The organism is Nonomuraea sp. NPDC048882 (assembly GCF_040649755.1).
Classification (GTDB): Bacteria; Actinomycetota; Actinomycetes; order Streptosporangiales; family Streptosporangiaceae; genus Nonomuraea; species Nonomuraea maheshkhaliensis.
In genome coordinates this window covers 990,248-1,011,002 of record NZ_JBEZGB010000002.1, presented here as the reverse complement: position 1 = coordinate 1,011,002, position 20,755 = coordinate 990,248, and the positions used below count along the sequence as shown (strand labels likewise).

25 protein-coding genes and 3 pseudogenes are annotated in these 20,755 nt (G+C 66.4%); 18 read left to right on the top strand and 10 right to left on the bottom strand.

The annotated features are described in order from the left end of the window. Positions 1–142 precede the first annotated feature (142 nt). Positions 143–385, top strand: a pseudogene (locus AB0C27_RS10165) (SDR family NAD(P)-dependent oxidoreductase); the annotation flags it as partial. A 52-nt stretch (positions 386–437) separates the two neighbouring features. Here the strand turns inward: AB0C27_RS10165 and AB0C27_RS10160 are convergent. After that, the gene (locus AB0C27_RS10160) at positions 438–632 is read right to left on the bottom strand and encodes a hypothetical protein (RefSeq protein WP_357840719.1); all 195 of its coding nucleotides are present in this window, start codon (positions 630–632) and stop codon (positions 438–440) included. A 514-nt stretch (positions 633–1,146) separates the two neighbouring features. Beyond that, positions 1,147–1,782, bottom strand: coding sequence for a hypothetical protein (locus AB0C27_RS10155; protein ID WP_357840620.1), 636 nt, complete (start codon positions 1,780–1,782; stop codon positions 1,147–1,149). Between the two features lie 187 nt (positions 1,783–1,969). On the opposite strand from AB0C27_RS10155, the gene AB0C27_RS10150 reads away from it, so the two are divergent. The 3 genes from AB0C27_RS10150 to AB0C27_RS10140 are packed head-to-tail and all read left to right on the top strand — an operon-like array spanning position 1,970 to position 4,117. Next, entirely contained in the window at positions 1,970–3,172 is a 1,203-nt protein-coding gene (locus tag AB0C27_RS10150; protein ID WP_357840617.1) for a histidine kinase, read from the top strand. After that, the gene (locus tag AB0C27_RS10145; protein ID WP_357840614.1) at positions 3,169–3,774 is read left to right on the top strand and encodes a response regulator transcription factor; all 606 of its coding nucleotides are present in this window, start codon (positions 3,169–3,171) and stop codon (positions 3,772–3,774) included. The genes AB0C27_RS10150 and AB0C27_RS10145 overlap by 4 nt, the downstream gene beginning before the upstream one ends. A gap of 37 nt (positions 3,775–3,811) precedes the next feature. Continuing rightward, positions 3,812–4,117, top strand: a complete 306-nt coding sequence (locus AB0C27_RS10140) for a hypothetical protein (RefSeq protein WP_357840611.1) — start codon at positions 3,812–3,814, stop codon at positions 4,115–4,117. Here AB0C27_RS10140 and AB0C27_RS10135 read toward each other — a convergent pair. Both AB0C27_RS10135 and AB0C27_RS10130 read right to left on the bottom strand, forming a co-directional pair. Continuing rightward, positions 4,103–4,519 (bottom strand): SMI1/KNR4 family protein, encoded by a 417-nt coding sequence (locus tag AB0C27_RS10135; RefSeq protein WP_357840608.1) that lies wholly within the window; start codon positions 4,517–4,519, stop codon positions 4,103–4,105. The two genes, AB0C27_RS10140 and AB0C27_RS10135, sit on opposite strands and share 15 nt — an antisense overlap. 299 nt (positions 4,520–4,818) lie before the next feature. Continuing rightward, positions 4,819–5,649, bottom strand: coding sequence for an SDR family NAD(P)-dependent oxidoreductase (locus AB0C27_RS10130; protein WP_357840605.1), 831 nt, complete (start codon positions 5,647–5,649; stop codon positions 4,819–4,821). A gap of 121 nt (positions 5,650–5,770) precedes the next feature. On the opposite strand from AB0C27_RS10130, the gene AB0C27_RS10125 reads away from it, so the two are divergent. The 4 genes from AB0C27_RS10125 to AB0C27_RS10110 all read left to right on the top strand — a co-directional run bounded on the left by AB0C27_RS10125 (position 5,771) and on the right by AB0C27_RS10110 (position 8,960). Further along, positions 5,771–6,673 carry a LysR family transcriptional regulator gene (locus tag AB0C27_RS10125; RefSeq protein WP_357840603.1) on the top strand — a complete coding sequence of 301 codons (903 nt, stop codon included), beginning with the start codon at positions 5,771–5,773 and terminating at the stop codon, positions 6,671–6,673. Positions 6,674–6,677: 4 nt separating this feature from the next. Continuing rightward, positions 6,678–7,520 carry an NmrA family NAD(P)-binding protein gene (locus tag AB0C27_RS10120; protein ID WP_357840601.1) on the top strand — a complete coding sequence of 281 codons (843 nt, stop codon included), beginning with the start codon at positions 6,678–6,680 and terminating at the stop codon, positions 7,518–7,520. 153 nt (positions 7,521–7,673) lie between these two features. Next, a complete protein-coding gene (locus tag AB0C27_RS10115) occupies positions 7,674–8,243 on the top strand; it encodes a helix-turn-helix domain-containing protein (protein WP_357840598.1) in 570 nt (189 codons plus the stop codon). Between the two features lie 177 nt (positions 8,244–8,420). Beyond that, positions 8,421–8,960: a DUF6461 domain-containing protein gene (locus tag AB0C27_RS10110; protein WP_357840711.1), complete on the top strand. Its 540-nt coding sequence runs from the start codon at positions 8,421–8,423 to the stop codon at positions 8,958–8,960. Between the two features lie 161 nt (positions 8,961–9,121). Here the strand turns inward: AB0C27_RS10110 and AB0C27_RS10105 are convergent, their stop codons facing one another. Further along, the gene (locus AB0C27_RS10105) at positions 9,122–9,613 is read right to left on the bottom strand and encodes a GNAT family N-acetyltransferase (RefSeq protein ID WP_357840595.1); all 492 of its coding nucleotides are present in this window, start codon (positions 9,611–9,613) and stop codon (positions 9,122–9,124) included. Between the two features lie 578 nt (positions 9,614–10,191). On the opposite strand from AB0C27_RS10105, the gene AB0C27_RS10100 reads away from it, so the two are divergent. The 3 genes from AB0C27_RS10100 (at position 10,192) to AB0C27_RS10090 (ending at position 11,863) form a co-directional block, all read left to right on the top strand. Continuing rightward, complete coding sequence (locus AB0C27_RS10100; RefSeq protein ID WP_357840592.1) at positions 10,192–10,560, top strand: hypothetical protein; 369 nt, start codon at positions 10,192–10,194, stop codon at positions 10,558–10,560. Between the two features lie 158 nt (positions 10,561–10,718). Continuing rightward, entirely contained in the window at positions 10,719–11,165 is a 447-nt protein-coding gene (locus tag AB0C27_RS10095; RefSeq protein WP_357840589.1) for a hypothetical protein, read from the top strand. 239 nt (positions 11,166–11,404) lie between these two features. After that, positions 11,405–11,863 (top strand): hypothetical protein, encoded by a 459-nt coding sequence (locus AB0C27_RS10090; RefSeq protein WP_357840586.1) that lies wholly within the window; start codon positions 11,405–11,407, stop codon positions 11,861–11,863. A 3-nt stretch (positions 11,864–11,866) separates the two neighbouring features. Here AB0C27_RS10090 and AB0C27_RS10085 read toward each other — a convergent pair. Both AB0C27_RS10085 and AB0C27_RS10080 read right to left on the bottom strand, forming a co-directional pair. Continuing rightward, a pseudogene (locus tag AB0C27_RS10085) lies at positions 11,867–12,224 on the bottom strand (hypothetical protein); the annotation flags it as partial. An 86-nt stretch (positions 12,225–12,310) separates the two neighbouring features. Beyond that, positions 12,311–12,784: a hypothetical protein gene (locus tag AB0C27_RS10080; RefSeq protein ID WP_357840582.1), complete on the bottom strand. Its 474-nt coding sequence runs from the start codon at positions 12,782–12,784 to the stop codon at positions 12,311–12,313. Between the two features lie 108 nt (positions 12,785–12,892). Between AB0C27_RS10080 and AB0C27_RS10075 the strand changes: the two are divergent. From AB0C27_RS10075 to AB0C27_RS10060, 4 genes and pseudogenes are all read left to right on the top strand, one after another. Continuing rightward, positions 12,893–13,665: pseudogene (locus AB0C27_RS10075) on the top strand (IS5 family transposase); the annotation flags it as partial. Between the two features lie 87 nt (positions 13,666–13,752). Continuing rightward, entirely contained in the window at positions 13,753–14,265 is a 513-nt protein-coding gene (locus AB0C27_RS10070; RefSeq protein WP_357840579.1) for a tyrosine-type recombinase/integrase, read from the top strand. Between the two features lie 541 nt (positions 14,266–14,806). Beyond that, on the top strand, positions 14,807–15,445 hold the full coding sequence (locus AB0C27_RS10065; protein WP_357840577.1) for a hypothetical protein: 639 nt from the start codon (positions 14,807–14,809) through the stop codon (positions 15,443–15,445). Between the two features lie 68 nt (positions 15,446–15,513). Further along, the gene (locus AB0C27_RS10060) at positions 15,514–16,725 is read left to right on the top strand and encodes an ImmA/IrrE family metallo-endopeptidase (protein WP_357840574.1); all 1,212 of its coding nucleotides are present in this window, start codon (positions 15,514–15,516) and stop codon (positions 16,723–16,725) included. Positions 16,726–17,135: 410 nt separating this feature from the next. On the opposite strand, the gene AB0C27_RS10055 is transcribed toward AB0C27_RS10060, so the two are convergent. Continuing rightward, positions 17,136–17,864, bottom strand: coding sequence for an XRE family transcriptional regulator (locus AB0C27_RS10055; RefSeq protein WP_357840571.1), 729 nt, complete (start codon positions 17,862–17,864; stop codon positions 17,136–17,138). Positions 17,865–18,018: 154 nt separating this feature from the next. Between AB0C27_RS10055 and AB0C27_RS10050 the strand changes: the two genes are divergently transcribed. The 3 genes from AB0C27_RS10050 to AB0C27_RS10040 all read left to right on the top strand — a co-directional run bounded on the left by AB0C27_RS10050 (position 18,019) and on the right by AB0C27_RS10040 (position 19,489). Beyond that, a complete protein-coding gene (locus AB0C27_RS10050; RefSeq protein ID WP_357840568.1) occupies positions 18,019–18,366 on the top strand; it encodes a hypothetical protein in 348 nt (115 codons plus the stop codon). Beyond that, on the top strand, positions 18,350–18,829 hold the full coding sequence (locus tag AB0C27_RS10045) for a GntR family transcriptional regulator (RefSeq protein WP_357840565.1): 480 nt from the start codon (positions 18,350–18,352) through the stop codon (positions 18,827–18,829). The genes AB0C27_RS10050 and AB0C27_RS10045 overlap by 17 nt, the downstream gene beginning before the upstream one ends. Before the next feature lie 75 nt (positions 18,830–18,904). Beyond that, positions 18,905–19,489, top strand: coding sequence for an HD domain-containing protein (locus AB0C27_RS10040; RefSeq protein WP_357840562.1), 585 nt, complete (start codon positions 18,905–18,907; stop codon positions 19,487–19,489). Here the strand turns inward: AB0C27_RS10040 and AB0C27_RS10035 are convergent. Together AB0C27_RS10035 and AB0C27_RS10030 are read right to left on the bottom strand one after the other, a co-directional pair. Next, positions 19,457–19,933 carry an NUDIX domain-containing protein gene (locus AB0C27_RS10035; protein ID WP_357840560.1) on the bottom strand — a complete coding sequence of 159 codons (477 nt, stop codon included), beginning with the start codon at positions 19,931–19,933 and terminating at the stop codon, positions 19,457–19,459. The genes AB0C27_RS10040 and AB0C27_RS10035 overlap by 33 nt on opposite strands. After that, positions 19,933–20,673: a DUF5919 domain-containing protein gene (locus tag AB0C27_RS10030; protein ID WP_357840557.1), complete on the bottom strand. Its 741-nt coding sequence runs from the start codon at positions 20,671–20,673 to the stop codon at positions 19,933–19,935. Before AB0C27_RS10030 ends, AB0C27_RS10035 begins: the two co-directional genes overlap by 1 nt. Positions 20,674–20,755: the final 82 nt, after the last annotated feature.

Here is a 20,755-nt window from a genome sequence, read left to right as displayed (position 1 = left end):
TCCCAGCACAGCAGACCCCACCGACCGGCGGTAACGCTACAAATCCATACGATCACATAGCGACATCACAGGCATATGCTCGCGGAACGCACTCTCAGGCGCGAGCCTGCCCAAAACGCGACCATCGAGAGAAGCAGAAACCATGGCCGTCGCACTCATCACCGGAAGCTCACGCGGCATCGGCCGCGCCATCGCCCGCAGGCTCGCCTCCGACGGCTTCGACATCGTCATCAACTACCGCGACGACGCCCAGGCCGCGGCCGAAGTCGTCGCACACATCGAAGAAACAGCGGGCCGCAGCGCCGTCGCCGTCCATGCTGACGTGAGCGACCCCCACGAACTGCGCAAGCTCTTCCAGGTGACCGAGGAACGCTTCGGTGGCCTCGACGCCTTCGTCGGTAATGCGGCGACCGTCCGGTACGCCGCCGTGGCCCGCATCAATCGCCAACGAGGTGGAGTTCGAGTACGGCGTCTTCCCTGCAGATGGCGGCCAAGCGGGCCACGTTCGCCAGGACGTCATGTTCGCCGGCGGTCTCTGCCAGCCCAGCGAGGTAGTCCAGCTCTGCGAGAAACTGCGGCATCTCCTCACTGGTCAGGATCAGATCGCCATATGGATCTACGCGCTCCAGCATGGACACCCTGCTGCGCCCGCGTGCCCGCTCCACCAAGCGCACAAAAACGTCGTCCCTGTCACCCACGACAGGGCCGGCCGGAACGACGGCGATGTCCGTAGATGGCTGAGGTGAAGCCTGATCATCCCGCCCGCCATCGACCCGGGACAAGCCGAGCAGACCAGGGCCACGGGTACCAGATCGTTCGTCCGCCGGGCGCTCCATCTGACACCCGTGGCCCTGGCCCGCTTCCCCTTCGGGCGGGTCGACGGCAGACGGGATGATCAGGACGGGGGATGTGCGCGTCGCGCGAAAGTGCCGAGGTGGCGTGCGTGATCGTCGTGCCATTAGCGTGCCATTTAGGGCGGTCGGCAGCGGTCAATCACGGTCACTCGCGGATTGTCCTCCGCCCAGGTGGCGGTCCTCGCTCCGCTCGGGCTGCCCCGCCGTTGCGCGCCTCTGGCGCGCGAGGGCGCAGGGTACGTCTGCGCCTCGGAGCAACCAAAGCGGCTGTCCCGTCGTTCCCGACCCCGCCCTACCACCTGAAGATCAACTCTGCGGCGATCACGACGTCGATGACGCCGCACCATTCGGCGAAGGACCGGGCCACCACCTTGTCCCGCCGGAGGTGGACGAAGTCCCAGACGCCATGGAAGAACCAGCCGGCCGCCACCAGGTAACGGCCCAGATCCGGATGCACGGCCAGCCCGATCAGCCCGAGCGCACCGAAGGCGAGCATCCCCAGCGCCTGCACCCGGAACGTCCCGGACCGGAACACATGCCCGTCCACGACGCTCCAGAGCAGGACGATCAGCGCGACGGCGGAGAACACGGCGGCCGGTTCGATCACGTCCAGCCCGCGCAGCGCGACGACGCCGGCCAGCCCGACCACGAGCAGCGGCCACGTCGCCCGGCGCGCTTCCAGCTTGGCGACCACCAGGTACAGCAACGGCAGGAGCACGAGGATCGACGCGAACGACGCCACCGCCTCGTCCGACTCGGTGCCGCCGAAGGTCACCGCGGACAGTGCCAGCGCCAGCGCCGTGGGCCAGCGGTCGAGCAGCCGGCGGACCCGGTGCCGGCGTCCATGGGGCACGCTCGCCATGGAGGCCTCCTGGTGGGGTGATGGGGTGACGAATGACGGATCGGGGTGCGCGGGCGGGCCGTCCATGCGGTTCCTCCCTACGGGGGCCGGGTATCTACCGCGCTCAGCCTGGCCGCTGGAGGCAGCGGCCAGTAGTGCCGAAACCGCAGGCGTGCGCGTGGCTTTGTCACTCGATCTCGTGACAACTGTCATGAATTGACCGCGGCGGAAATCGCGACCGGCCCGCGGCGCGGCGTGCTGTCACAATGACTGCGTGCGCGACCACGGGACCGACGGCGGGACGGCGGCACTCCGGAGCTTCCGCCGCTACACCTGGTGGAGCCTCACCGGCAGCACCGCGTTCTTCTTGGTCGCCGTGGCCGGCGCGGGGCTCCTGGCCTCCGGTGTACCGGTCTGGGCCAGAGGTGCGGGCGCCGCCGCGCTGGCCGTGACAGCCGTGTGCTGCGCGGTGCTGCTGCACCGCCGGCTGGCGTTCGACCCCGCCGCCGCACCCGGCGAGAGCCCCGGCCGCCCACTCCTGGCGTGGATTGCCGCGGGTGCCGCCGGTACGGCCACGCTCGGCGGCGTTCTGCTGGCCGTACGGGACGACGCGCTGTGGGCGCTGGCCCCGGCGATGACGGTGTCGGTCGTCGCGACGTTCCTGCCGCGGCCGCGCCGGTGGGCGCTGATCGCCGTGGCGATGGCCGCCGCGGCCGTGCCGGGCGCGGTCGCGGGAGGCGACGACCCGGTGCGCGCGGTGCTGTTCCCGCCGGGACTGGTCGCGTTCAGCGCCTGGGTCACGCTCGGCTCGTTGTGGGCGTGGGACATCGCGGAACGGCTGAACGCGGCGCGGCGCCTCGACGGGGAGCTGGCCGTCACCCGGGAACGGCTGCGGTTCGCCGCCGACCTGCACGACATCCAGGGCCACCATCTCCAGGTGATCGCGCGCAAGAGCGAACTGGCCGCGCGGCTGGCGGCGGCCGACCCGCCCCGCGCGACCGCGGAGATGCTGGAGGTGCAGCGGCTCGCCACCAACGCGCTCTCGGACACGCGGGCCGTCGTGCAGGGCTACCGCCGTACGACGCTGGAGGCGGAGCTGGCCAACGCGGGCCGGGTGCTCGCCGCGGCCGACATCCGGGTCCAGATGAACGTCGAGCCCGCCGCGGCCACCGGGCCGCTCCCCGACGCCTGCCGGCACCTGCTCGGGCTGGTCGTGCGTGAGGCCACCACCAACGTGCTGCGCCACAGCCGGGCGCGCGCCGCCGAGGTCGACTACCGCCTCACCAACGGCCTGGCCCGGTTGCGGGTACGCAACGACGGCGCGACCAGCCCGCCCGGCTCGGGGGCGGGCACCGGGCTGCGCACCCTGGCCGACCGGCTGCGGGCCGCCGGAGGCGAGCTGACCTGGGAGCACGAACACGAAAACTTCGTCGTGGCCGCCTGCCTGCCGGTCGACGCGAGCGCGGAGGCGCGATGATCCGGCTGCTGATCGCCGACGACGAGGACCTGCTGCGCAGCGCCCTGGCCGCGCTGCTGGCGCTGGAACCCGACCTCACCGTGGTGGCCGAGGCCGCCACGTCCACCGACGCGGTACGGCTGGCCCGCGAGCACCGCCCCGACATCGCCGTGCTCGACCTGGAGATGCCGCCGGCCGACGGGTTGGATGCCGCCGCACGGATCATGGCCGCGCTGCCCGGTGTCCGTATCGTGCTGGTCACCCGGCACGCGCGGCCGGGGGTGCTGCGCCGCGCCCTGGCGGCCGGCGTCAGCGGGTTCGTGCCCAAGACCACGCCGGCGTCCCGGCTCGCCGAGATCATCCGCGATGTCGCCGCGGGCCGGCGATACATCGACACCGACATCGCCGCATCCGCCCTGACGGAAGGCCCCTGCCCGCTCACCGACCGGGAACTCGACGTGCTGCGTGCCTGCCGTACGGGGGCGTCGGTCGTCGAGATCGCCACCCAGGTGCACCTTGCGCCCGGCACGGTGCGCAACTACCTGTCGGCGGCCATGGCCAAACTGGGCGTCGGCTCCCGTCACGCCGCCGCCCGCCGCGCCTGGGAGGAAGGCTGGATCTGATCCGCGGAACGAGCCGCCACATCGTCATGGCGCTCTGTTGAACGCCTGGCCCGCCGCCCGCCAGATACCGCCGTCATTCGACCGGCAGCTCTGGACGCCCGTTCCGTCCGCTTGGATTCAGACCCAGCAGATCCTCATGCAGCCCTACAAGGGTTCGGCCGGTCGGTACCAGATCGTCTCCGGCGACCTCGACCAGAAGCCAGCTTGGGAGCTGCTCCTGGAGCGTCTCCGGCACATCGTCCTCGGCGAGATCAGGCTCATCAAGGCGATACAGCACCCCGAAGACGGTCTCGAAGGCGACCCATCGAACCAACGCGGGGCGGCCGAATCATTCCGGTTCTGACAATCGCTGCCGAGCTATCCTCCAGGGCCTTGGTTCCTGCGCGTCATCGCATTCGGCATCTTCTTCGTACCAGCCCGTCCCTGAGAGCCACGTCTCCAACCAGTCGGTCAGACTCTCGGCGTCGACGTACCACGCGCTGTGCCAGTCAGCGCAGATGCCGTTCGGCTCGAAGAGCAACACGGTGCCCTCAGGACTGCGACAGTCCACGGCGGCGTACATGCCGCATCCCCAATCCAGGATCGGCAGAACCTCTGCCGGCCAGGATGCCTCACCGGACCTCCGCGTCGCACGTTCCTCGCGATAGTCGCTTACCGCGGTACGCCCATCGCCTGTGAGCGGCAAGAGGTGATAGTCGGGGCCGAAACCGCCGTTGGCCACTTCACCGTAGAGCCGCGCCAGCACCGGAGGGAGTTTGAAGCCCAGAATGCGCTCCGCATTTTCGACTTCCTCCGCTGTCGCGGGGGGAGCAGCCGTTCCGTGGTCGCGTCTGCCTTCACGAGCACTCGCCGTAAAAGGTCATCGATCCCGGTCATGGAGATGATCCTGCCAGGCCTATCTGATCGAGAACTCCCGTCTTGGGCCGACGGCTTGGGAGGAGGATGGAGTCCAGGCCGGTTCGCAAGCAGGAGCCGCCCTTCGCGATGGGACGCTTTCGCGCACGAAGCTCAGCTGCTGCTTCCAGTCGAGCCGAGTCGCTTTCGTCAGGCAGGCTCGGGAATGATCCGCTCGCCGAACGCCGCCTCCGTGACAGGTGCCCACTCCCGCCACACACGAAGCCGCTCGGCGTAGATGTCCTCGATCTCGGGAAGTGTGTGCCCGAGGACGATCCGCCGGGGAGGATTCTCGGCGTCGGCGATCGTGAGGATCGCGTCCGCGGTCGCTGCCGGGTCGCCGAGGATCCACTCCTTGGCGGTAGCTTCGTGGACGCCGGCGTAATCGGGGTGACGGTCGGTGGTTCGCATGCTCGTACTGGCGCCGAAATCCGTGGCATAGGGGCCCGGCTCGACCGCGGTCACGTGGACGCCGAACGAGGCGACCTCCTGGGCGAGCGATTCGGACAGGCCCTCCACCGCCCACTTGGAGGCGTGGTATCCGCCGATCCCGGGATAGGCGCGTACGCCGCCCTCGCTCGTGACCTGCATGATCCGGCCGGAACGCTGGGCCCGGAGCACGGGCAGGACCGCCTGAGTGACCCAGACGGTGCCGAAGAAGTTCGTCTCCATCTGGGCGCGCAGCTCGGCCTCGGTGAGTTCCTCGACCATGCCGAAAAGTCCGTAGCCGGCGTTGTTGACGACGACGTCGAGACCTCCGAACCGTTCGACGGCTCGCTCGACTGAGTCGAACACCGCCTTCCGGTCGGTGACGTCGAGTGGCAGCGGCAGGACGGCGTCCCCGAACCGACGTGCGAGCGGCTCCAGTGTGGTGATGTCCCGGGCTGTGGCCGCGACCCGGTCACCTCGGTTCAGTGCGGCTTCCGTCCACAGGCGGCCGAAGCCCCGAGAGGCGCCGGTGATAAACCAGATCTTGGACATCAGGATCGTTCCCTTCCAGAGGCGTTCGCTCTTGGTTCCAGCATCCCGATGCCCAAGGCATTCCACAAACGAGTCTTTCGCATATTAGACATGCGGAGTACGCATGGATTAGGTTGCTCGCATGGCGGAGTTCACCGTTCCCGCGCTGCGCGTCGTGCACGCCGTCGTCGGAACCGGATCCTTCACCGCGGCGGCCGACCTCCTCGGATACACCCAGTCGGCGATCTCCCGGCAGGTGGCGGCCGCGGAGGCGGCTGCCGGGATGCCCCTGTTCGTACGTATGGCCCGTGGAGTGGCGGCCACCCGGGCCGGCGAGGCGGTCGCGCGCCGGGCGGTTGTCGTGCTGGCCGAGCTCGACGCGATGAACCGTGATCTGGCCCTGCTCTCCGACACGCTCGCCGAACAGGTGAGGCTCGGGGCCTTTCCGACCGCGACCTGGTCGCTCATCCCGCGTACGGTGGCCGCGCTCGCCGGCGAGCACCCCGCGCTGGCCGTGGAGCTGCACGAGGCCTCCAGCCCGGCGCTCCTGCGTCAGGTGCGGGCCGGCGGAGTCGACGTCGCCGTGATCGCCGTCGGCCAGGGGCTGCCCGAGTACGACCTGCACGACCTGAGAACCGAGCGCCTGACGGACAGCGGCATGGGCGTCGTCGCCGTACCACTGGGGCACCGCCTGGCCGGACGGTCGCGCGTCACGGTGGACGACGTGGCCGGCGAGCCCTGGATCGTCGGCGCGGGTTTGCGGGGCGATCCGCAGTTCGGCGCGTGGCCGACGTTGCCGCAGCCCCGGATCGCCCACCGGATCCGCGACTGGAACGCCAGGCTCGGCTTCGTCGCCGCCGGACTCGGCATCACCACCGTTGCCCGGATGGCCGTTCCCGGCCTGCCTGCCGGGATCGCCATCGTCGAGGTCGACGACCCCGCGTGGTCCGGGCGCACCACCCTGACCGTGACCAGGCCCGAACCGTCGCAAGGACAGCGAGTCGTCGCCGCGGCTCTGCGCGCCGCGGCCACCGGCGATGGATGAGTCCATGGAACTGGACCAGGCCGCCAACGCGGCACGCGCCGCCAAGGCAGCCGGACTCAAGCACGTCATCTGGTCGACGTTGGAGGACACCCGCCCGCACTTCACGATCCTCGGCAGCGAGCCACCCACCATCGGCGACGGCTACAAGGTCCCGCACCCGGACGCCAAGAACGAGGCGAACGCCTACTTCACCGCCCTGGGCGTACCCACGACATTCCTGAAAACCTCGTTCTTCTACGAGATGTTCATCCACGCCGGCCTGAGCCCGCGCCGCGGCCCGGACGGCGCGGCGACCCTCACCCTGCCGATGGGCGACAGCGTCATGGCCCTGGTCGCCGCCGAGGACATCGGCCGCACGGCCTACGGCATCTTCCAGGCAGGAGCCCGCTTCATCAACCGCACCATCGGCCTGGCCGGCACCCACGCCACCGGCAGGCAGCTGGCCGCCCTCTTCACCAAGGTCCTCGGGGAACCGGTCGCCTACCGCCCGATGACCCACGACCAGCTACGCGCCGCCGGCTTCCCGGACGCCGAAGAGCTGGGAAACATGTTCCAATTCTTCACCGATGCAGCAGCCACGTTCGTCGGCAACCGCGACCTCAACCTGATCCGCACCCTCAACCCCGCCTCCAGCCTCTCGAAGACTGGCTACTCAAGCACCGCGCCCAATTGCAATCCGCCCTCTGAACCTGAACCGACCCGGGGTACGGTTGACCGAAGGCAAAAGCGGGCATACGGGGCAGTCTCGACCACAACGCCGTCACGCACGACCAGTCCAACGGTGGCGCGGTCAGTGGACCACCAGATGAGCCCATCCTTCAGATCGTCATCCACGACCGGACTGTAGCGACGGCGAACGACAATCTCGGGCAAGGATCGTTCTGTACACCCGCGCGCGCCCCCACCAGACGCGATGCCACCACCTACCACGCATTTACGCATTTCCAAGATCCAGTAGACCTCTTGAGCATCTTCACCTGCGGGTCCTACCGTCATGGCCATGCGACAAATCGATGACCCGGACCTGCTCAAAGTCTTGGCCAACGGGTTTCGGATGAAACTCTTCAGCCTCCTTTTCCAGATCGGCCCCGTCACGGTGAGCGAGCTCGCCAGACAGATGGACGCCGACCCCGGCCAGGTGAGCTATCACCTGCGGCAGCTGCAGAAACATGGCTTCATCGAAGACGTCCCGGAACTCGCCCGGGACAGCCGGGAACGCTGGGTGCGTGCGGCCATGGTCGGCTGGATATTGACGAGAGACTTCGAAGACCCAGAGGCCAAAGCCGCAATGCAAGCATGGACGTCACAATGGGTGATCGACCAGTTCGAGCGGCTGCGCGATTTCGAACGCACTCGCACGACCCTCCCCGAGGAATGGCGCAACGCGGCCTTCGGCGGCAGCCACCACCTGAGACTCACCAAGGACGAACTCGCGCAACTCGCCGACCAACTCTGTGCCGTCTTGCAGCCATGGCGAGAGCTGACCAGATCGCGCGTCGAATCGAGCGAAGCGCCGCCGGGCACTCGCCCGATCTTCACCTTCTACCACGTCTTCCCCGAAGAACCCTGAGGACCTTCCCATGTACGCCATGCATGAGGAGTTGGCCCGCGCCCGCCTCACCGAGCAACGAGCCGAAGCCGCACGCTTACGCATGATCCCGCCGCACTCACGCCGACCAGTTCTCCTACGCCTCCGCGGCCGTTTCGCGCTCACCCTCCGCCGCCTCGCCGACCACCTCGAACCCGCCTGACGACAATTCATACGGTTATCCGCCGACGCAGACTCCAGGTCACGTTCCGCACTTCACGGACCCGCACCTTCGTCCGCGGACTCACCCCCCACGAGGCGCTGGCCCGCCTCGGCATTGAGGTGTTCGACGGAGATGACGAGGAAGGCGATTTCGAGGAAGGCCTCATCTGCGCCCGCCCCGCCGAGGGCGGAACCATTCTGAGCGAATGGAACGGCTTCGCCGGCACGCTACCCGAGGTGCTGCGGTCCTTATCCGCGGGGACGGTCACGGCCAGTGTCTTCGTCAACGTGAACTTGGTCGCATCCTTCGACCATTACGCCGGCGGTCGCGAAGTCCTGTCTTTCGATCCACTGTACGGCGGCAATGAAGACGGCCTCCCACAGGACTACCTGGCCGACCGGATCGAACTCGGCTTGACCGGCGACAAGACAGACGGCGGCCTCCCCGCTGCACTCCTACTCGCCGAACGCATCACCCAGGTCCGACCAAACGCCTCAAGCACCGCAGTAGCCGCCCACGCCGTCCTCGAATACTGACCCACCTCGCTGTCACCCGCCAAAGTCCGGGCACACCAACCCCGCAACCCCAGAAGATGCACCCGCCACGGACCGGGCCCTCAAGCCATGAACCGATGACTCCCGAAACGTAGGAGGCCGCTGAACCCGAGGAGGCCGGCCGCCCGGACCCCAGACCCGGCTCACAACTTAGCTTCCAACCAATGCCGCATAGGGCGAAGCCTCTGGCCTTCGCCGAAGAAGGCCAGGGCTTGCGTGTTGAAATCCCACACATCGGTGATCAGGCTTGTGCAGCCGGCCTCCAGACCTGCCACACGAACCGCCTCGACCAACACCGAACCCACCCGAGTACGAGCCACCTGCGGATTTACAGCGATGTGTTCGACGAATACGAAGCTCCGCGCATGCATGAGGGCATCAGCAGGGCGATCGTGGATGGTCGCGGTGATGTAGCCGACAGGAGTACCATCTCCCAATTCAGCGATGAAGGCGATGGCACCCTCACGCGCCAGAAATCCGGAGAAGATCGGCGTCAGCTCTTCAACAGCCGGAGCCGGCCGAAAGACGTCCGGCCTGGCAGCACCATGTAGCCCATGAACGAACTGGTTCAACTGAGCCAAGACCCCGGCGTCCTCACGTCCGGCAAGCCGGACCTGAGCCGACGGTGTCGTCATGGAAGGCATGATGCCCCAAGATCGGTCCCGAAGACCAAGAGTTTCTGGCCCGATGGGAACCGCGGTCACCCACTTCAGACACGCAGAAGCCCCGTGAATGATCTCACGGGGCTTCGTAGCTGGAGCCGCCTTGGGGATTCGAACCCCAGACCCCCTTCATTACGAGCAAAATCGAACGCATGATCTATCACTGGGAGTTGTCAGACGGGCCGTGTCGGACCGTCCGCCAGCGTCCACCTACGTCCGTGATCGCCATCCGTCGTTGTCACCCAGATAGACACCCAAAGATGTCAGGTCAATCGTGCGAAGCACGCAGGAGACGCGCGAAGCGCCTTCACGCTGTTGCGTTCGCCGCGCTCACCGGGAACGGGGGCAGGAGGGCTGCCTACCTCATCACGCCGGGCGACCAGGCGTATTCCCGACGTATTCCACGCTGCCGCCGACGCGTGCAACGATCACTCCGGTGAACCTCGGGCCGCCGGGATCACTCATGTCAGAAGCCTCGTCGGAGGCCGTATTCCATCCCCTGGCACCAGGCGCTCCGGCGGGCTGATCTCCGTCCGAGAGAAGGAAGAACGATGAACCCGCTCAAAACGGTCACCGTCGGCGTCGCTGTCGCGGTGGCGAGCGTCATTCTCGCGCAACCGGCCTTGGCGGCGAGTTTCCAACGGGATGTCGGAGACGGGATCGTCCGCTACGCCGACCCCGCCAACGAGCTGTGCGTCCGGGCCGATGACACCACAGGGACCGCCTGGGTGAAGGTGACCCTGACCCGCCCGGGTGTGATCGGAAAGCCCATCGTCATCAGAGACGACAACATCCGCCACCCCGGCGCCACCTGCGCAGTGCTCCCCGCCTTCGACAACGTCACCTACCGGGCCGTCCACGAGAGCTACTGGAGCGGGCGAGACACCGTCCTGCGCGGGACGTTCACCTTCCAGACCTGACCCTCAGACAGGGCCCCGCACCATCGATCGCCATTCTTCGTCGCGATCCGCCACGAGGCGATACCTCGCACATCTCCCCCCGCCGGCCACGCGGAAACGCTGAAGCGCACGCCCCAAGGCCAACCGAACCAACCGAAACATCTCTTGCTGGAGGACTGTTGAAGACACGCATGCTGGCCGCCGCGCTGGCAATCGCAGCATTGAGCGGGCTGCTGGTGGCAAGCCCGGCGCAGGCGGCCGACGGAGTGTCCTCCATCCGCATAGACCCCTCTCGCGGCGACGGTGGCGCGTCCGTCCGGACGACCGTCGACTTCGTCAGCCGGACGAAGGTCGTCTTTCGGAACACCACGGTGCGCGACCTCTGTCCCGGCGACAACATGCCGGTGCGGGCCCGGATCATATGGAGATACACCGACGGAACCAACGGGTACGGCGCCTGGAAGTCGGACACCAACGGCTGCGGCGACGACGGCACCAACTTCGGAACCAGCATCCGCACCGGCCGCAAGTCCATACAGCGGATCTTCCTGGAGGTGTCCTTCGTCACCCGATCAGGCCAGAGGCTTAACGCCTACAGCCAGTCCCGATACAACCAGTACACCTGAGCCGCTGACGCTCAGGCTTTCAGCTGGTCGGCGTACCAGGACTTGATGACGTTGCCGATGATGGCCAGGCGTTCGCCTTCCAGACCTGACGCTCAAACAGGGCCCCCGCACCCTCGATCGCCGTTCTTCGTCGCGATCCGCCACGAGGCGATACCTCGCACATCTCCCCCCGCCGGCCACGCGGAAGCGCTGAAGCGCACGCCCCACGGCCAACCGAAACATCTCTTGCTGGAGGACTGTTGAAGACACGCATGCTGGCCGCCGCGCTGGGAATAGCAGCATTGAGCGGGCTGCTGGTGCCAAGCCCGGCGCAGGCGGCCGACGAAGTGGCCTACGCCTACATACCCCCCATCCGCGAAGACATCGGTGGCGGGTCCGTCCGGGCGACCATCGGCTTCGCCAGCCAGAAGAAGATCGTCGTTCGGAACTTCACGGTGCGCGACATCTGTCCCGGCGACAACGCTCCGGTGAAGGCCCAGGTTGTCTGGGTTCACAGGGACGGAACCAGGGGGCGCAGCCACTGGAGGACGGACAGCAACGGCTGCGGCACCCACGGCACCAACTTCGGAACCATCACCCGCACCAGCCACAAGCGCATAAAGTATGCCTACCTATCGCTGCGTGTCTACGACCGAGAAGGCAGGATCGCGGGTGCCCAAATCAGCTACAAGGTAGACAACGGGTGGGACGGCCGCTGACGCTCAGGCTTTCAGCTGGTCGGCGTACCAGGACTTGCTGACGTTGCCGATGATGGCCAGGCGTTCGTCGAAGGGGATGAAGGCGGACTTCATCGCGTTGATGGCGAACTAGCGGAAGTGGGGCAGGCCGTAGCCGAAAGCGTCGGCGGGCAGGGCGAGTTCGCGGGTCATCGAGGTGCCGCTCATCAGGCGATTGCAGGTACTCGAAGGCGTCCAGGTGCCGGGTGGGCGGGTAGCCCGCCTCGGCGCCGGCGATGTCGAAGCCGGCCACCCCGGCGTCGCGGTCGGAGATCGCCAGCTCGGCGATCTCCATCGACCGGGCCCGGTGCCGTATCGCGGTCAGCTGCGACGTCCTGTGCGCCATGCTCCGCACCAACACCCCCTACCAACCACCCACGCTCCGCGCGGCTTGACCAACCCCATAGGGGCACCCCCGGACACCTCCACTCAACCGCCGACGTAGTGGAAGCCTGGCTTCGGGTGCATCAGGAAGTCGTGGTGTGAGATGTTCCATGCGTAGGCACCGGCCATGAGGAACTCCACCACATCGCCCGTCTTCAGGCCCACCGGCACGTGCCGCGCCATGGTGTCCTTCGGTGTGCAGAGCTGGCCGACAATCGTGGCCGGCTCCCCCGGCTCGTCAATGACCATGGGCTGGCTGTGCCCCTTGGTCGCCGGGGTCCTGATGTGGTGCGTCCCGCCCGCCACCACGGCGAACAGCTCTCCGTGGACGCGCTTCACGTCCATGACTCGCGTGACGTACCGCCCGCAATAGACAGAAATGGACCGGCCCGGCTCGATGCGCAGCGTCTCGCCGGGGCGTCGGAGAGCGGCCAAGCCAGCACCGTACGCCTCCCAGTCGAACCGTGACTCCGGGTCGGCGTAGGAAACGGCCATGCCGCCGCCGACGTTCACCTCCATGACGCCAATGCCACGGGCATGGTCGAGAATCGCGCCGGCCAACTCAAGCATGGCCGGCGCGTCCAAGCCGCTGGCCAGGTGGGCGTGAATACCGCGAAGCCGTACGGCGTCCTGGCCCGGCGACAGGCCCGGCTCGATCGCCGTCCCACCGGCGCACCCGCGCCCACTGACCTGCGAGACATCTTCAACGCGATCTTGTATCTGAACCGGACCGGCGTCGCCTGGGCCTACCTCCCGCACGACTTCCCACCCCACGGCGCCGTCTACTCCTCCTACGCCGCCTGGCGCGATGAGGGCATCTTCGCCCAGCTCAACTACGACCTCACGGGCCTGGCCCGTGCCAAGAAAGGACGCGACCCCGAACCCACCGCTGCCGTCATCGACACCCAGACGATCAAAACCTCCACCAACCCGCCGACCGCCACACAGGGCACGGACGCCGCGAAGAAGATCGTCGGACGCAAGCGGAGCGTAGCCACCGATGCCCTCGGCCTACTCCTCGCCGTGGTCGTCTGCGCCGCCTCCGCCTCGGAGAACCAGGCCGGCATCCAGGTCCTCGACCAGGCCAAGGCCGCCCACCCAGCTCTGGCTGTGACCTGGGTCGACACCGGTTCCAAGAACCAGTTCGCCGAACACGCCGCCACCCTCGGAGTCAACGCCGAGGTCGTCCATCGCGACCCCGAAACCCGTGGCTTCCACGTCCTCAAGCGACGCTGGGTGATCGCGCGAACCTTCGGCTGGCTCATGCTTCACCGCCGCCTCGCCCGCGACTACGAGACCCTGCCCGCCAGCTCCGAGGCCATGATCCAATAGCGATGATCGACAATGCCAGCAAGCGCATCACCGACGAATCCACCCCAACCTGGCGAGGAACGTACTAGGACGAACACCTACAAATCAAACGCCCTCTGAGAGCGCTGACGTGGGATCATGTAGACCTGGAAGGCGCCCCCAACGCTGAACCCGTCGTGCCGCCGTATGTAGCCGTGTGGCGGTCGGTCCGCACCGGAGGGGATACCAAGACCCGGAAGTCCCGGCGCACGCTCGCGCTTCCTCAGCGCTGTGTGGAAGCCCTCAGGGTGCAGAAGGCTCAGCAGGAGAAGGACAAGGAAGCAGCGGGCAAGCGGTGGGAGGAACACGGGCTCGTGTTCGCCTCCACCGTGGGCACGCCCCTCGACTCCCACAACGTACGGCGCGCCTTCCGAGTGGTCATCGCTAAAACCGACCTCGATCCCGACGAGTGGACGCCCCGAGAGCTGCGGCACAGCTTCGTGTCCCTGCTCTCAGACCAGGGCATCCCACTGGAGGAGATTTCCCGGCTGGTCGGTCACAGCAGTACGGCGGTTACCGAACTGGTCTACCGCAAGCAGATCCGTCCGTTCTACAGGATGGTGCGGTGGCCATGGATCGGATCTTCAAGGCGTGAGATCGGAAGCTTAGTCACTCACTTAGACACTCAGAAGCCCCTCAAGATCCCTTGAGGGGCTTCTGACCTGGAGCCGCCTTGGGGATTCGAACCCCAGACCCCTTCATTACGAGTGAGAACATGATCGTCCAAGACCGTCCAAATGAGGCGCCGATGCCTGCCTGGACCAGGACGAGGCCGGGTCGCCGTCCATCAGCGTCCATGATCATCCAAAGCCGTTGTTAGCACCTCCGTTAGCAAGAGCGGACCGCACTCCCATCTAAGTGGCGAGCTCCGGAGCAGAGAGCCGCCGGGCTCAGAGATATCCGACCGACGGTGGTGTCGCACGCTCGGTCCGTGGTAGCCGTCGACGCTTGCGGCGGGCTGCGATCACTGAATCTTGGGCGTCGACGGCTACCACGGCTCGCGGGGGTCTGGGGGCGGTGGAGCCCCCAGGGCAATGACGGGAAGCATGGGCCCATGGCGGCTGATGTTGTGGTCAACGCCGTCAGGACCTTCCAATGGCCTCGCCTCCCGCGCCGGGGTGCGACCTCAAGTTGCGCATGTAGGTTATGTATGGAAATATTTCCAGGGTGAATCTCTATCCTCGTGATCTCGTGTTGAAGCTGCTCCACGAGTACGCCGCCGACCTGAGTATGGTTCGGGGGCTCATTGATCACGGCATTCAGGTCTGTGCCGCGAACTGGGAAGATCAGATCCCGCATCTCCGCGACCTGAACGGCGGGGTGCGGGCGGGCGACATTCGCTCGTCGGTCGCGGCGGGCTGGCAGCGAATCCCCCAGCCCGCGACCCGGCTGTCGCTGGAGGTCCGCTCCTATGTTGGCCTCCACTTCTACACGCAGGACGCCACGCGCCTGAGAGTCAAGACCCGGCCCCGCAACCCGAAGAACGGGCACCCCCTTGAGATCACCGAGCTGGACTTCGATGAGGACCTGTTCGGCACCAAGACCTTCGCCGGACCGTTCGAGTTCGCGATCCTCTACACGATCGACTTTGGGACCGCTTCGCTCGACACCGCGACCTTGGCTGCTGTTGACTTCGGGCGAGATGACAACGGGCCAGTGATCATCTACGCGGAAGAGGAGATCCCCGCCATCCCGGCATCTGGCAGTGGGAGCACTGGCGCTCCGACGCCACCTTCACCCCCCTCCCCGGGTCCCACAAGCACCGGCCACGTCGAAGATGACTTCGACGAGTACCTTGATGAGAAGGATTTCGGTCCCGATCCGGCCTGACAAACTGAGGGGCGTGCGCATACAGCGCACGCCCACACGGATACGGGGAGTAACATAGAATGACTGCCATGGTTTACGGAGATCGACTCCGCCAAGCGCGGACTCTAAGGCACGAGAAGCTCGGAGATATCGCGGCCGCACTAGAGTGCGTACCTTCCACGCTGTCCAAGTGGGAGCACAGCGAAAAGGTTGATCTTCCAACGGAACATCTGGACCTACTTTCAAAGCGGCTACGCTTTCCAGTCGATTTCTTTCTAAACGAGCCAACAGAGAAGCTCATGGACAGCGATCTCCTATTCAAGGCGCCCAAGAGTACTCTGAAGCGCGAAAAGGACTTCCTCAAGGAGTTCATGCGCTTCACGGCAGAGTTGATTGACTGGCTAGACAGTCGTAGACGATTGCCACCCGTGGCAATACGGCCAAACGTGACCGGCGTCGCCACGATAGCGGAAGCCGCAAGTTCAGCCAGAGAAAACCTTGGCCTAGAAAGAGGCCGACCCATCGACTATTTGACACATCCCATCGAACGCGCGGGAATTGTAGTCGTAGTTCGGCGTCGCCGCATCGATGAAATAGTTGACGATGATGGCCCTTCAATGCCCCTGGAGCGCCACGAAGGCTGTTCAACCTGGATCGGGGAGTTTCGCGAACGCCCTCTCATCCTGATGCGTTCGGTGAGCTCCTGGGAGAAGACCAGGTGGGTCCTAGGTCATGAACTGGGCCATCTGGTCCTTCACTCCAGCGGAATGCGCCTTACAGAAACGGCAGAAGAAGAAGCCAGCCAGTTCGCAAATGAACTGCTCGCACCAATAGAAGCCGTGTCAGAAGAGCTACCACGAGCGATTACTCTAACTACACTCGTCGAAACTAAGATGAGATGGGGGATCTCTCTTGCCGCACTTATTAGGCATCTTCACTACAATAAAGTAATCAGCGATCAGCGCAAACAAACACTCTACGCTCAGCTATACACGCGCCGAAATCCTGAAACAGGCCGATCTTACGGCGTCACAGAGCCAGGGTGGAATGATCGCCCCCTAGAAAGGCCGCGCCTGATAGCCGCATGGCTGAATCATACGATTGGAAGCGTTGTACCTGAGGCCATCTCTAATGCCGCAGGACTATGGCCATCAGATCTAATATCTGAAATCGTCACGGAACAGAGGGAAGCGCCTAGAAATACTCGCGCAAATCCAAAGATGGATAATCTTCCTTCTGAGCCAGGACGAGTAATTCCAATGCTCGCTCGAAACCGGGATGCCCATAGTAGGTCCAGGTAGCGACTATATTTCGTTCACTATGCGTCAGGGGAATCGGACGTGGATCGCGAGCAGTCTACAAGACCGAAACGCTGGCCTCACAGCGTAGAGGCGATGGATCGTGATGCAGCGTCGAGAGTGTTCGTTCGGTTGCCGCCGTTCCGCGAACACGCCAGTCTGCATGCATACCCACGTAGGCTGCTTGGGGCGATGTGATCAGTTGCTCACCCGTGTAACCGGAACGGTTGGGCTCTGTGCATCGTCGCCCCGCCTTCGCATTGTGCGGCGGGGTGGCCGGGCGGGACCGGCCCGAAGAGGCCGCATGCCCGCCCGGACCGCCCGGCCGCCCGCCGCCCATCGGGCGGCGGCTTGATGACGAGGAGAGAAGTTGCTTTCTGGTCTGTCCGTAGCTGTGTCTGCTGGGGTTTGAGCTACTTGCTGTGGGGCTGGGCCGTGGCCCAGATGCGGTTGAAGCTGGTGAGGTAGGTGCTGGCTGGCCCCTGGTCATCAGTGTGCACAAGGTGCATGACGGGGGCGTTGGCGGCGGGAGTCCCGTAGGCGTGGGTGTTAACCAAGAGCTGATCGTCTGCGCGGTAGAGCGAGTTGTAGAGCACTGTGCGATGGAGCCGGATCTCGACCCCAGGGGCGCCGATCGCTGTTCGGTACAGGGTGAGGGCGTTCTTGATCCGGGCTGCCATGACTTCGGCGCCGATGCCTTCGTCGGTTCCGCGTGCGGCGACTTCGGGGCTGTCGGGGTCGCCGAGGAGGATGCGGACGTTGACGCCGGCCGTGGCGCGCTGGTTGAGGATGTGCAGGGTGGCGTGGTCTTCGGCGAGGAACAGGGCGCTGTAGGCGAGGATGTCGATCTGCTTCGTGGCCTTGGTGAAGTGGCTGCGCCAGACGGTCTGCAGTACTTCCCAGCGGTGCGCGTAGATCGCTTGTACGCCGTCAGTGAGTGTCTGGTGTCGTGGGGTGGTGTCGGGCCAGAGGTCGGCTTCGTCGGTGTTGAGGAGGTCGGCGATGGCCCAGCGGTGGCGCGGGTAGGGGGTGCGGCCGTTGAGCCATCGGCTGACGGTTTTGGGGTCAACGGCCAGGGCTGCGGCGACGTCGGCGGTGTTGAGCCGGGCTGCGGATAGGGCGTAGCGGAGGTTGTTGTTCATGGCCCGCTTGCTCCTCTCGGGGAACGACCCTGTGCTGCGACGTTAACATCAGACGTCCCTAGACGTCCCCAAGTTACGGTGTTCTGGCCCTCGGGTGCGGGGCGAAGCTCAACGCACGGAAACCGCACGGACGTCGAGGAGGGCGAGGGTGCAGATGAGCCAGAGCATCAAGGAGCAGCAGCGGGCATACGCGCAGCGACTGCTAACCGCGCTGGGCGAGCAGCTCGGCGGGCGGGGCATCACGCACACACTGGTGGTCACCGAGGACGGACGGCCCGCGCTGGAGGTGACCGATGGCCGGGGCCGGGTGCGGCGGGTGTTCGTGCACCTGCCGTTCTGCTGGTTCTACTGGGGGGATGAGCAGGACGAGCGGGTGTCGTTCCTGGCGATGGCCGGCGCGGTGGACCGGATCGAGGAGGCCGCCCGGGACGGGTGGGCGGAGGGTGAGCAGGGGGACTTGCGGGTCGATCTGAACAAGATCCTCGATGCCTACCGCGGCTGAGCCGGTGGCGGCGCCGGGTGGGTGGCTGACCGGGGGGCGGGTCTACACCCAGGTCGCGAATCGGCTGCGGGAGCGGATCCGCTCGGGTGAGTTCGCCCCGGGTCAGGTGCTGCCCTCGGAGGCGGAGTTGTGCCGGGAGTTCGGGGTGGCCCGGAACACGGTGCGGCGGGGGCTGGCGATCCTGGAGGAGGAGGGGTTGCTGGTCACGGTCCCGTCCAAAGGCCGCGTGGTCGCTGGGCAGGAGGAGGTGGCCGTCCCGTACCGCTACCAGGTGATCGCCGCGTGGCTGCGCGAGCAGATCGAACGGGGTGAGTTGGCGTCGGGTGCCGCGCTGCCGAGTGAGGCCGAGCTCCGGCGGCAATTCGCGGCCTCGCGGAACACGGTGCGGCAGGCGTTGTCGGTCCTGGAGCGTGAGGACCTGGTCGTGGCCGAGCATGGGCGGGGACGCTTCGTCCGCGGATGAACCCGCCCTCGGGGAAGACGTCCCAGGACGTCTAGCCTTTCCGGCCCGTTCCGCCTTGGTGCTTTCCGGGCTTTCATGCCTATCGTGGGGCACGTGGGATATACCGAATGGGCATACGGGCTGGCCAAGAACCTGCTGGCGGCGGAGTTGCCCCGGCGGTGGGCGCACACGCAGGGCGTTGCCGAGCAGGCCGATTCCCTGACCGGGGTGCTCGGCGCGGACACCGACACGCTGATCGCCGCCTGTCTGCTGCATGACATCGGCTACGCCCCCGACCTCATCGATACCGGCATGCACCAGCTCGACGGCGCACGCTTCCTGCGGGATGTGGCCGGGGCGGATGACCGGTTGTGCCGTCTGGTGGCCTACCACTCGTGCGCGGACAACGAGGCCCGGCAGCGCGACCTGTTCGACGTGCTGGCCGACGAGTTCGACCAGGAGCGGCCGGACCTGGCGCGGGCGCTTACTTACTGCGACATGACCACCGGCCCGGATGGCCGGCATGTGGACGTGCGCGACCGGCTGGCCGAGATCCACTCCCGGTACGGTCCCGACCATGTGGTGAGCCGGTCGATCGCGGATGCCACGCCGTGCATCGTGGCCTCGGTGCGGTCGGTGCAGGCGGCGCTATCCGATGTGCGGCAGGCCGACGCCGGTTAGGTAGTGCTCGATCCGCATCCGCATCGACCGATCCATCGGCAACCCGGCGACCTCGTCCCTCGGTATCCAGCGGACTTCCCGGGACTCGTCGCTCGGGGTTGGCTCGCCCCGGAGGGGTCGGCCGGTCAGGACGATGGAGAACTCTTGGCGGGCTTCGCCGTCAGAGGTGTAGAGGATCACGTGGCGGGGGTCGCTGTAGGTGCCGACCAGGCCGGTGATCTCACAGGTGATGCCGGTCTCTTCCACTGTCTCCCGGATGGCCGCCGCTGGGATGGACTCCCCCAGGTCGATGGCGCCTCCGGGGACGGCCCAGTTGTCGTTGTCGGTGCGGCGGATCATCAGTATGTCCCCGGCCGGGTTGGTGACGATGACGTTCACGGACGGCACCAGGCTGTTCGGGGCGGGCGCGCCGGGGTCGTCGTAGAAGTCGATGCGCTTGGCCATCAGGATTCCACCGGGGCGGCGTCGGCCCAGACCCTTTCGAAGCTGTCGGCGTAGGTGGTGACCATCTCGCCGCCGGCCACCCGGCGCAGATGCAAGACGGGGGAGTTCGCGGCGCGGGTGCCGTACACGTGCATGTTGACGAGGTAGTCGTCGTCGGCCTGGTAGATCGAGTTGTACAGGATCGTCTGGTGCAGCCGTAGCTCGAAGTTCTCGTGCCCGAGAACCGGCCGATACAGCACCAGGGCCGTGCGGATCTGCGCGGCCATGCCCTCCCCGACGCCCTCGTCCACGCCGCGCTGCGCGACCTGGGCGCAGTCAGGGTCGCCGAGCAGGATGCGCACGCGTACGCCTGCCCGGGCTTTGTCGCCGAGCAGGCGCACCATCGCGGTGTCGTCGGCGAGGAACAGGCCGCTGTAGACCAGGACGCCGATCTGCTGGGACGCGGCGGTGAACAGACGTCCCCACGCGTCCCGGGGCACGGCCCATCGGTGCGGGTAGATCGTCAGGACTTCGCTCTCGGACGCGGCGACCACCTGTTCCCGGGACAGGGCCGCCGGCCACAGGTAGGTCTCGTCCACGCCGAGGTAGGAAGCCGTGGCAAAGCGGTGCTTTCGGTACGGCTCGCGGCTCTTGGTGATCCACCGTTCGACGGTCTTGGGGTCGACTTCGATCGCCTCGGCCAGATCCGCGATGCTCGCGCCCTTCTGCAACAGCGCCGCGCGTAGCCGTTCGTTCGCCATTTCACCTGCTCCCAAGGACGTCCGGGGACCTGGCCATCGTAGGCCGGACGTCTTGAACATGTCCCGTCGTGTAGTGATCTCG

Coding starts and splice junctions, on each gene's coding strand:
- AB0C27_RS10160 (WP_357840719.1), bottom strand. CDS start 632: ATGCTGGAGCGCGTAGATCCATATGGCGATCTGATCCTGACCAGTGAG.
- AB0C27_RS10155 (WP_357840620.1), bottom strand. CDS start 1,782: ATGGACGGCCCGCCCGCGCACCCCGATCCGTCATTCGTCACCCCATCA.
- AB0C27_RS10145 (WP_357840614.1), top strand. CDS start 3,169: ATGATCCGGCTGCTGATCGCCGACGACGAGGACCTGCTGCGCAGCGCC.
- AB0C27_RS10130 (WP_357840605.1), bottom strand. CDS start 5,649: ATGTCCAAGATCTGGTTTATCACCGGCGCCTCTCGGGGCTTCGGCCGC.
- AB0C27_RS10125 (WP_357840603.1), top strand. CDS start 5,771: ATGGCGGAGTTCACCGTTCCCGCGCTGCGCGTCGTGCACGCCGTCGTC.
- AB0C27_RS10120 (WP_357840601.1), top strand. CDS start 6,678: ATGGAACTGGACCAGGCCGCCAACGCGGCACGCGCCGCCAAGGCAGCC.
- AB0C27_RS10115 (WP_357840598.1), top strand. CDS start 7,674: ATGCGACAAATCGATGACCCGGACCTGCTCAAAGTCTTGGCCAACGGG.
- AB0C27_RS10105 (WP_357840595.1), bottom strand. CDS start 9,613: ATGACGACACCGTCGGCTCAGGTCCGGCTTGCCGGACGTGAGGACGCC.
- AB0C27_RS10100 (WP_357840592.1), top strand. CDS start 10,192: ATGAACCCGCTCAAAACGGTCACCGTCGGCGTCGCTGTCGCGGTGGCG.
- AB0C27_RS10080 (WP_357840582.1), bottom strand. CDS start 12,784: ATGGAGGTGAACGTCGGCGGCGGCATGGCCGTTTCCTACGCCGACCCG.
- AB0C27_RS10060 (WP_357840574.1), top strand. CDS start 15,514: ATGGTTTACGGAGATCGACTCCGCCAAGCGCGGACTCTAAGGCACGAG.
- AB0C27_RS10055 (WP_357840571.1), bottom strand. CDS start 17,864: ATGAACAACAACCTCCGCTACGCCCTATCCGCAGCCCGGCTCAACACC.
- AB0C27_RS10050 (WP_357840568.1), top strand. CDS start 18,019: ATGAGCCAGAGCATCAAGGAGCAGCAGCGGGCATACGCGCAGCGACTG.
- AB0C27_RS10045 (WP_357840565.1), top strand. CDS start 18,350: ATGCCTACCGCGGCTGAGCCGGTGGCGGCGCCGGGTGGGTGGCTGACC.
- AB0C27_RS10040 (WP_357840562.1), top strand. CDS start 18,905: ATGCCTATCGTGGGGCACGTGGGATATACCGAATGGGCATACGGGCTG.
- AB0C27_RS10035 (WP_357840560.1), bottom strand. CDS start 19,933: ATGGCCAAGCGCATCGACTTCTACGACGACCCCGGCGCGCCCGCCCCG.
- AB0C27_RS10030 (WP_357840557.1), bottom strand. CDS start 20,673: ATGGCGAACGAACGGCTACGCGCGGCGCTGTTGCAGAAGGGCGCGAGC.